This is a genomic window from Aestuariivirga sp. (genome assembly GCF_044238155.1).
Classification (GTDB): Bacteria; Pseudomonadota; Alphaproteobacteria; order Rhizobiales; family Aestuariivirgaceae; genus Aestuariivirga.
In genome coordinates, this window is record NZ_JBIIDX010000147.1 from 1 (window position 1) to 8544 (window position 8544).

Consider the following 8544-nt stretch of genomic DNA (forward strand, 5'->3'; position numbering starts at 1 on the left):
AACCTTATACTCAATGCCGCAGCGCCACTGCTCATGGCGCTTCTGCTTGATGTGGCTACGCCCGAGACGTCGCTGCTCGCAGCTGGTGTGGCGGCACTGGGGTCGTGCCTGTGCATGCTCGCCCTCTGGCAAGTCGCCCGCCGCTGACGGCTCAACGGCAATTGACCCCACCCAAGCAGCGAGCGGCTGGAAGGCAGCAGCCGGACATGATAGCAAGAGCTCAGAACTCGCAAGGACAGCCATGGCTAAGACACGAACCGAAACCGATACCTTTGGCCCAATCGAAGTTGATGCGACCCGCTACTGGGGCGCGCAGGCGCAACGCTCGATCGGCAACTTCAAGATCGGCTGGGAAAAACAGCCAGACCCCATCGTACGCGCCCTGGGCATCGTGAAACGCGCAGCTGCCGCGACCAACATGGCCCTCGGACGCCTCGACAAGACGATCGGCACAGCCATCGTGTCGGCGGCACAGGAAGTCATCGACGCGAAGCTCAACGATCATTTTCCTCTCGTTGTCTGGCAGACGGGTTCGGGAACTCAATCCAACATGAATGCAAACGAGGTGATCTCCAATCGCGCCATCGAGATGATGGGCGGAACACTCGGTTCCAAAAGCCCCGTGCACCCCAACGACCATGTCAACATGAGCCAGTCGTCCAACGACACCTATCCGACTGCCATGCACATTGCCTGCGCCGAGGAAGTCTACCACCGGCTGCTGCCCGCCTTGCGTCACTTGCACGCAGCCCTCGACGCGAAAGCACGGCAATGGGAGGCAATCATCAAGATTGGCCGCACTCACACGCAGGACGCAACGCCGCTGACACTTGGTCAGGAATTCTCGGGCTATGCCATGCAGGTTGCCAACGGCATCAAGCGTATCGAGATGACCATGCCCATGCTGATGGAACTCGCGCAGGGCGGAACCGCCGTCGGCACGGGTCTCAATGCACCGGCCGGCTTTGCGGAAATGGTTGCCAACCAGATCGCTTCCATCACCGGGCTTCCCTTTACCTCCGCGCCCAACAAGTTCGAGGCACTGGCGGCCCATGACGCCATGGTCATGACTCATGGCGCAATCAATACGGTTGCAGTTTCGCTCTTCAAGATCGCGAATGACATACGCCTGCTCGGCTCAGGCCCACGTTCAGGCCTCGGGGAGCTTGCGCTTCCCGAAAACGAACCCGGGTCTTCGATCATGCCTGGCAAGGTAAACCCGACCCAGTGCGAGGCCCTGACCATGGTGTGCGTTCAAGTCTTCGGCAATCACGCTGCACTCAGCTTTGCGGGTTCGCAGGGCCACTTCGAGCTCAATGTCTTCAACCCGGTCATGGCCTACAATTTCCTCCAGTCGGTGCGGCTACTCAGCGATGCAGCCCTCAGCTTCACGGACAATTGCGTGGTCGGGATCGTGGCGCGGGAGGACAACATCCGGCAGGCGCTCGACCGCTCGCTGATGCTGGTGACGGCACTCGCCCCCAAATATGGTTATGACCGGGCCGCCAAGATTGCCAAGACGGCCCACAAGAATGGTACGACACTGCGGGAGGAGGCCATCAGGGATGGCATACCCGCTGATGACTTCGACCGGATTGTCCGGCCGGAGGACATGATCGGTCCGACCGCGTGATAGCCATGGCAGACACCATCAATCTCAAACTGTTCCGCAAGCGAAGGGCGCGGGCTGAAAAAGACGAGAAGGCCGCCATCAACCGGGCAGCCTTCGGACGCTCGAAGGAAGAGAAAGCCCTATCAGCCGCGGTCACCGCCAGGTCTAAGGGCGAACTCGACGGGAAGAAACGCGACCGCTGATGCGCAGGGATTTCAAACGCTCCCTGAGCATCGCGGGGCATCGAACATCGCTCTCTCTCGAACCTGAATTCTGGCAGGCGCTGCAGCAGGCAGCTGACCGCCGGAACACATCCGTGTCTGCGTTGGTCGCCGAAATCGACACGTCACGGGGCGAACGCAATCTATCAAGCGCCGCTCGCGTCTGGCTGCTGGCGGAACTGCAGGGGCTATTGCGAGGGCGGTGAACCGGGCGCTGGCGAAATGATCACCGGAGCGCCTGGCGGCTTCTCCAGAATGACGGGTTCTGGCTTGGCGGGTGCGCGGGGTGGCCTGGATGCAGGCTGCTTGGCGGTGGCTGCGGGCGGGCCTGCATTTTGCGCAAGCCGCCTCCAGGTCTTCATCTCGCGCAAACGCTGACGGATCTCGCTCTTGTTGATCTCGGCATTCGCCGCCCGCTCGGCCTCAATCCGGCGACGAAGCCGATCAGCCGCGATTGCCTGCAATTCACCATGCACCCGTAACTCGCGGCGCCGCAGCAGCAGCTCGTCCCGCTGGGCGTAATAAGCCTGCAGCCGCACCTCATCCTCGCGGCGCTGCTCCTCCTCCAGCCGGAGCAGGCGGGCTTGCTCCTCCTGCAGCCGTTCGAGCTCCGCCAGCCCCTGCTGCATGAGGTTTACGCCCAGCGCCGTCTCAAGTGCGGAAGCGTCTTCTGTCCGGACCAGAGCGCCGGGTGGACCGGCGTAGACGATGCTCATGGCCGGCAAGCCAGGTCGCGACTTCGGCCTGAGCATGACCTCGACATCAATACCCCCCTGCACCAGATCAGCGAGCGCCTCGACAGTGACATCAGCCAGGCTGTCGTTGCGTTCAATCGACGTGACCCTCATCTCCCCGCCTGTCAGTGTTATCTGGCCGGACACAGCACCGAGCGTCAGACCATCGCCACTCCGCAGTGACGCCATGGTGCGGCTCACATCCTCGGCATCAGAGGCCCGGGCGAGCGACCTGGCAAATTCAGCCGCGGAAACCTCGGCCAGACGAATGGTTTCAAACTCATAACTGCCCTGGCCTTGCATGGCCGCCATCGTTGCCGCCGGGCTCCGGCCAGCGCCTTCTGCGATCAGGTCGATGCGGCCCCTTCCCTCAATGACGACTGTTCCATCTGCCAGGGTCATCGGCCCTGATAGTTCGACTGGAATACCCAGCGCAGCACTCCAGCGCCTGCTTGCGTCCCTGCCTTCAGAACGGAGGTCAACGGCAACTTCATCACCTGCCGCATCCTTCGCCTGCATGACGAGTTGAACCGACCCTTCCTGAAGCTCGAGTCCAATCTCGGGGTTCACGAGGACAAGACCCGGATAAACAAGGAGCGAGTCCGGCATGACCGATATCTGACCCTTGAGGCCGAGGGGTGCTCGTTCCGCGAAGATCGTCTCGAGACCATTGGCAACGCCGGACCAATCCAGAAAAGCAGTTGCGAGCAAATCAATCAGCGAGAAGGACCCTGTCGAAAAGCGTCCCTCGACCGCGTGCTCCGGAGAAAGGCTAAGTGAACCGGAAAACTGTTGCAGCCCAAACCGGCCCGAAATTTCCGGCATATCCCAGCGACCCCCCGTCCAGTTCACGGGGGTCTCGGCGACCAGCGCGGTTCCGGCCGAAACCGCGACCGGGAAGCCTGCCGCGCGCAGCAACGGGGCCGCATCAGTTGTGCCGAAATTCAGTTGCCCGTCGAGCCCCAGCCCATCATTGCGCAGATCCATGCGACCGCCATAGACAATCCTGGCGCCAAGAGCCTGCAGGACAACCGAGGTCTCAAGATCATCGCCGGAGCGTCCTTCAGCTTTTACTGCGAGGCTTCCCGGAAATCCGTCCTCGGTCTCACTGCCCATGGCGAACAATGACAGAATTGGCCGCGAGTTCGGCGCATCGAGACTGAGGTCCGCCGAGAATTTTCCTCCCGGCACCGCGCTGGCCTTGCCAGACACATTGATGTCACCAGACTTGCCCTCAAGCTTCACGTCAAGCCTTGAGCCCTCGCTGCCGGGCGAGATGCCAAGATCGCAGCGCAAAGAAGAAGGACCAAGCTGCTGCGCCCATGGCGGCAGGCTGTCGCCCGCCCCAAAACCAAGAAGTTTCAGCAACTCGCGAGGGTCTTGCGCGCTGACATTCAGGTTCAATGTGCCATCTGCACCCCGCCCAGCGTCCAGCACTAGGCCCGCGGCTTCGACACTGGCGCCACCGACCGCTCCAATGCGAAGCGCCCGCAAATCAAGCCCGCTTGCACTGGACTGCAGGTCGATGGCAACGTCCCGGGCCATGACGCCATTCAACTGCACCTCGCCCGCCTTCATCTTGATCTGCAGATCCGGAATGTCTTCCTGTGGTAGAAGAAAACCGAACAAAGCGCCTGCCCCACCCTCGGCTGCAACTGCAAAGGTCTGAACGCCCTGCGGCGCATAAGCATCCAGATCCAAGCGATCAGTCTCAAGCTCTAGGTCAACCGACCTGCGTCCAGCTGCATTGATTGCGATTGATCCGGAACCCCCTGCGCCATCCAGTTCAAATGCGATTGGAGACAGGCGGAATTTTGCCGATGTCATGTTCAATCCCGTCTGCATCTTGAACCGGCCTCTGTCTCCCCGCCACAAGCCTTCAAGCTTCTGCCGACCACCAGGCCAGAGCCACATCGTGAAATCGCGAAGATCAGATGTCTCGAAGGCAAGCTCGCCTGCCAGTTCTCCGCCGCCTGGTCCTGGAACGTAGTGACCACTTAACAGCATAGCCGATCTGCCAGGCAGTCCCGCAGAAAACCGATTGATGTTGAAGCGTTCACGTTTTGCCTCCAGATCCAGACTGACCGCGTCAAAGCTATGGCCATCAAGCTTGAGAGCAGTCACCGCAAGACTACCCGTAAGGGTCATATCTGCCGGCAACTGTCCGAGCAGGCTGTCAACGACGGCGAGGCTTCCCGCCTGGCGCAGCAAACTGCGCGATTTCGCTCCTGCCATTTCATCGAGATCAAGGATAGAGGCATCGAGCTTGACCGCGGCCAGAATGCGCTGACCCAACTGCAGCTCGGCAGATCCTGTGATGATGGGGCTCGTCGCATTTGCCTCGAGCTTGGACAGTTCGATCTTAGTGAGCGAAAGCCGGTCAAAATCACCTGCGACCCGGGCGCTGAACAGAAACGGCCTGATCCGGCCTTCGGCATCCGTCTTTCCGTCATCGGAGGCTGCTGGTTCAACGCGGATGTCGCCGCTCACCCCGCTGCTGTCACGGGCGCCATCAAAGCTGAAGACATAACCGGAATGATCAGCGGCGGAGAGCTTCACCCCAAACATGAAGGGCTCTCCGGCCACGTAGCGGCCGGTGTTTAGGGCAAAATCGACGACGTGACCGTTCACGTCGCCAGACCCGCGGAATCGCCAGGGACCATCGAGACCTGGTGAGGCGGCGTCAGCCTGAACATTGCCCAGCCGGATGGTCTCGCCCCTGCGGCCATCATGAAATCTCACGGTTCCGCCGGTGAAGGAGATCTTGTCGAGCCTCACGCGCGAGAGCACATCGCCTGCCATCAGACTGACAGCTGGCTCCAGTTCCCAGTTGTTGTCGCCCTCCGCCCGGCGTTCGAGGTTGATGACCGGTTCCTCAACATCGATACTCTCGACGTCGAGATTTCCCTGCAACAACCCGGCGAGTGTCATGCGGATGGTAACTCGTTTGGCCGCGGCAAAGTCAGGCCCGGAAAGGCCCGGCGGATTTGTAATCCGTACAGCGTCTGCCGAAAGTCTGGGCCAGGGAAACAGACGCGCAGAAACGGGCCCCTCGATAATGACTGCGCGACCGGTGAGCTTGCGGCCATACTCCTCGAGGTCAACGCGGTAACTGTTCCAGTTGATGACGAAGGGCGCAAGCAGGAGGCCCACGACGAGCACAACCAGCAAGATGCCGAAATGGAAGACTGGCGAGTTCCGGAGCTTCATGGCTCAGATCCGTTGCCTTCCCATTGCGTCAATCACATGGCAGCATTCTTGCCGGGATTCATGATGTTCGCCGGGTCAAGCGCACGCTTTACCTCGCGCATGACGGCGAGCGCCGGTCCATGTTCCCGCTCAAGATACGCCCGCTTGCCCGAACCGATGCCATGCTCGCCCGTACAGGTTCCGCCCATGGCGATGGCCCGCTCGATCATACGGCCATAGACATCCTTGACCCGGCGAACTTCCTCCGGGTCACTGCGGTCACAGTAAAGCACAACATGGAAATTGCCGTCGCCCACGTGACCAACGACAGGTCCATACAGTCCATTGCTGGCAAGATCCTGCTGGGTTTGCACCACGCATTCTGCCAAGCGCGATATGGGCACGCAGACATCCGTAGCGAAAGATTCCTTTCCCGGCATGAGTGCCTTGGTTGCCCAAAAGGCGTCGTGACGGGCCTGCCAGAGCTTCTGTCGGTCCTCTTCCTTGCGCGCCATGCGGTAGGGACCGCCACCAAGCTCCTGTGCAATCGACATGAAGGTCTCCGCCTGCTCCTGGGCGGAGGCCTCAGTGCCATGAAATTCAAGGAACAGCGTGGGGGTGACCAGCAAGTCGAGACTGGAGTAGGCATTGAAGGCTTTCACATGCTCGGCATCGACAAGTTCGATACGGGCAACCGGAAGACCCATTTGAATTGCCGTGATCGTGGCGCTGCAACAGGCCTCCACGCTGGGGAAAGGGCAGACCGCCGCAACAATCGATTCCGGGATTCCATAGAGCCGCAGCGCCACTTCCGTGATGACTCCAAGCGTGCCCTCCGAACCCACCATGAGGCGTGTTAGATCATAGCCCGCCGACGACTTGCGGGCCCGGCTGCCGGTACGTATTACTTCGCCATTGGCCATTACCGCCGTAACATTCAAAACGTTCTCACGCATGGTGCCGTAGCGAACCGCGTTGGTGCCGGATGCCCTGGTCGCGGTCATGCCACCAAGGCTGGCGTCGGCGCCGGGATCGACGGGGAAGAACAAACCCTGATCCCGCAGATGGGTGTTGAGCTGCTTGCGGGTCACGCCGGCCTCGACGCGGCAATCGAGATCGGCAGCATTGACCTCGAGGATTCGATTCATGCCCGAGAGGTCGATCGAGATGCCGCCAAATGGTGCCGAGAAGTGCCCCTCGAGCGAGGTGCCTGTGCCATAGGCAATGACCGGCGTACCATGCGCAGCGCAGGTCATCACGACGCGCTGGACCTCGGCGGTGCTGGTGACAAAGGCCACGGCGTCCGGAGCTGCGCCCGGGTTCCAGGTCTGGTCCTTGCCATGCTGCTCTCGCACAGCCGGGGCAGTGGATAGACGCTCGCCCAGCCACGCCCGAAGCTCGGCAATGGTGCTGGTTGTGCTGGCCTTGTTCACCGGAGTATCCATGGAGTCAGAAACTAGCAGAAACTGGAGATTTTGCGATGGCTTATCCTGCCCCCTTCGTGAGCCGCCCACAGCGGGTGGAGGAGCAGTGGATAGACTACAACGGTCATTTCAACATGGCCTACTACAATGTCATTTTCGACCGGGCTGCGGATGATCTGTTCGACGCCGTGGGCCTCGGCGCAGATTACGTTCGGGAACGGAACTGTTCTTTCTTCACCCTGGAATGCCACAATACCTACCTGCATGAGTTGCATGCTGGCGACGTGGTGCGGGTGGAGAGCCAGTTTCTGGATTATGACGCCAAGCGGGTGCACTACGCCCAGCAGATGTACCATGCCGGTGAGGGATGGCTGGCCTGCGTGGTCGAGATCATGGTCATGCACATCGACCTCGGTCTGCGCAAATCTTCACCCTTTCCTGCTGATATCATTGAAAAAATTGCCGGCATGCGCGAGGCGCACCGGGCTCTCCCGGTGCCGCCGCAAATCGGCCATCGTATTGGAATTCCGCGCAAATCTTAGGTTTGGCACAAAGGCGTCATATTCGCGCAATGACGCAAGTGCAAACCAGCCTCATGCCGTGACGAATCACGGCGCATGGAGGCAAGGCCGATGAACAACGACTTCAGCTTTCTTGCGGAAGCAATTGTATTTGCACACGGAAACCGAGCGGAATCGGAGGCGGCACGACACGCCCTTCTGTGCGAGCGCATGGGTGATATGGAGACAGCCGAAACATGGCGGACGGTGCAATCCGTTGTCCGCAGGTTGACGCCGGATGCCAAAACGGTTGTTGCCCGACGCGCCGCCTAAAATGACCCCCGGGTGTGACGGGGCCTTTCGCATTTCGTTCCAGCGGTTGCTATATAGATCAGGACGAGTCGGACCTGATGAGCAGCAACACATTCGACCTTGGCGATTTCGGCGACGAGCCGCCTGCACCGACGATCCGGGCGGGCGGGCTGGCCCAGCGCGCGCTCGGCCAGCAGGCAGAGCCCGCCTATCTCGCGAAGCTCAACCCGGAGCAGCGGGCTGCCGTTGAGACAACCGAGGGTCCCCTCCTCGTGCTGGCCGGCGCCGGAACCGGCAAGACCAGGGTTCTGACCACGCGGCTCGCCCACATCCTGGCGACGGGGAAGGCCTGGCCATCGCAGATCCTGGCCGTGACCTTCACCAACAAGGCCGCCCGGGAGATGCGCGACCGCATCGGCGCGCTTATCGGCGGGGCTGTCGAGGGCATGAGCTGGCTGGGCACGTTTCACGCCATCGGCGTCAAGATCCTGCGCAACCATGCCGAGCTGGCGGGGCTGCGGTCCGGCTTCTCGATTCTGGACAGCGACGACC

The 8544-nt window shown here is 61.0% G+C and carries 8 protein-coding genes; 6 read left to right on the top strand and 2 right to left on the bottom strand.

Annotated features, from left to right (window positions below; translation table 11 throughout):
- Window positions 1–241 precede the first annotated feature (241 nt).
- The 3 genes from fumC to ACILRN_RS13850 are packed head-to-tail and all read left to right on the top strand — an operon-like array spanning window position 242 to window position 2039.
- Entirely contained in the window at window positions 242–1633 is a 1392-nt protein-coding gene (gene fumC / locus ACILRN_RS13840; protein ID WP_395689221.1) for a class II fumarate hydratase, read from the top strand.
- A 5-nt stretch (window positions 1634–1638) separates the two neighbouring features.
- The gene (locus tag ACILRN_RS13845) at window positions 1639–1815 is read left to right on the top strand and encodes a DUF4169 family protein (protein WP_395689222.1); all 177 of its coding nucleotides are present in this window, start codon (window positions 1639–1641) and stop codon (window positions 1813–1815) included.
- Window positions 1815–2039 carry a ribbon-helix-helix domain-containing protein gene (locus ACILRN_RS13850; protein WP_395689223.1) on the top strand — a complete coding sequence of 75 codons (225 nt, stop codon included), beginning with the start codon at window positions 1815–1817 and terminating at the stop codon, window positions 2037–2039. Before ACILRN_RS13845 ends, ACILRN_RS13850 begins: the two co-directional genes overlap by 1 nt.
- Here ACILRN_RS13850 and ACILRN_RS13855 read toward each other — a convergent pair.
- Complete coding sequence (locus tag ACILRN_RS13855; RefSeq protein ID WP_395689225.1) at window positions 2022–5777, bottom strand: AsmA family protein; 3756 nt, start codon at window positions 5775–5777, stop codon at window positions 2022–2024. The genes ACILRN_RS13850 and ACILRN_RS13855 overlap by 18 nt on opposite strands.
- A gap of 32 nt (window positions 5778–5809) precedes the next feature.
- Window positions 5810–7201, bottom strand: coding sequence for an FAD-binding oxidoreductase (locus tag ACILRN_RS13860; RefSeq protein ID WP_395689227.1), 1392 nt, complete (start codon window positions 7199–7201; stop codon window positions 5810–5812).
- Window positions 7202–7236: 35 nt separating this feature from the next.
- On the opposite strand from ACILRN_RS13860, the gene ACILRN_RS13865 reads away from it, so the two are divergent.
- From ACILRN_RS13865 to ACILRN_RS13875, 3 genes are all read left to right on the top strand, one after another.
- Complete coding sequence (locus tag ACILRN_RS13865) at window positions 7237–7722, top strand: thioesterase family protein (RefSeq protein ID WP_395689229.1); 486 nt, start codon at window positions 7237–7239, stop codon at window positions 7720–7722.
- Window positions 7723–7812: 90 nt separating this feature from the next.
- Window positions 7813–8013, top strand: a complete 201-nt coding sequence (locus tag ACILRN_RS13870) for a hypothetical protein (protein WP_395689231.1) — start codon at window positions 7813–7815, stop codon at window positions 8011–8013.
- Window positions 8014–8090: 77 nt separating this feature from the next.
- The coding region (locus ACILRN_RS13875) for a UvrD-helicase domain-containing protein (RefSeq protein WP_395689233.1) at window positions 8091–8544 on the top strand (454 nt) is incomplete at its 3' end.

Bases quoted from the DNA above. Each gene is read 5' to 3' on its own strand.
- fumC (WP_395689221.1), top strand. From the start codon at position 242: ATGGCTAAGACACGAACCGAAACCGATACCTTTGGCCCAATCGAAGTT.
- ACILRN_RS13845 (WP_395689222.1), top strand. From the start codon at position 1,639: ATGGCAGACACCATCAATCTCAAACTGTTCCGCAAGCGAAGGGCGCGG.
- ACILRN_RS13850 (WP_395689223.1), top strand. From the start codon at position 1,815: ATGCGCAGGGATTTCAAACGCTCCCTGAGCATCGCGGGGCATCGAACA.
- ACILRN_RS13855 (WP_395689225.1), bottom strand. From the start codon at position 5,777: ATGAAGCTCCGGAACTCGCCAGTCTTCCATTTCGGCATCTTGCTGGTT.
- ACILRN_RS13860 (WP_395689227.1), bottom strand. From the start codon at position 7,201: ATGGATACTCCGGTGAACAAGGCCAGCACAACCAGCACCATTGCCGAG.
- ACILRN_RS13865 (WP_395689229.1), top strand. From the start codon at position 7,237: ATGGCTTATCCTGCCCCCTTCGTGAGCCGCCCACAGCGGGTGGAGGAG.
- ACILRN_RS13870 (WP_395689231.1), top strand. From the start codon at position 7,813: ATGAACAACGACTTCAGCTTTCTTGCGGAAGCAATTGTATTTGCACAC.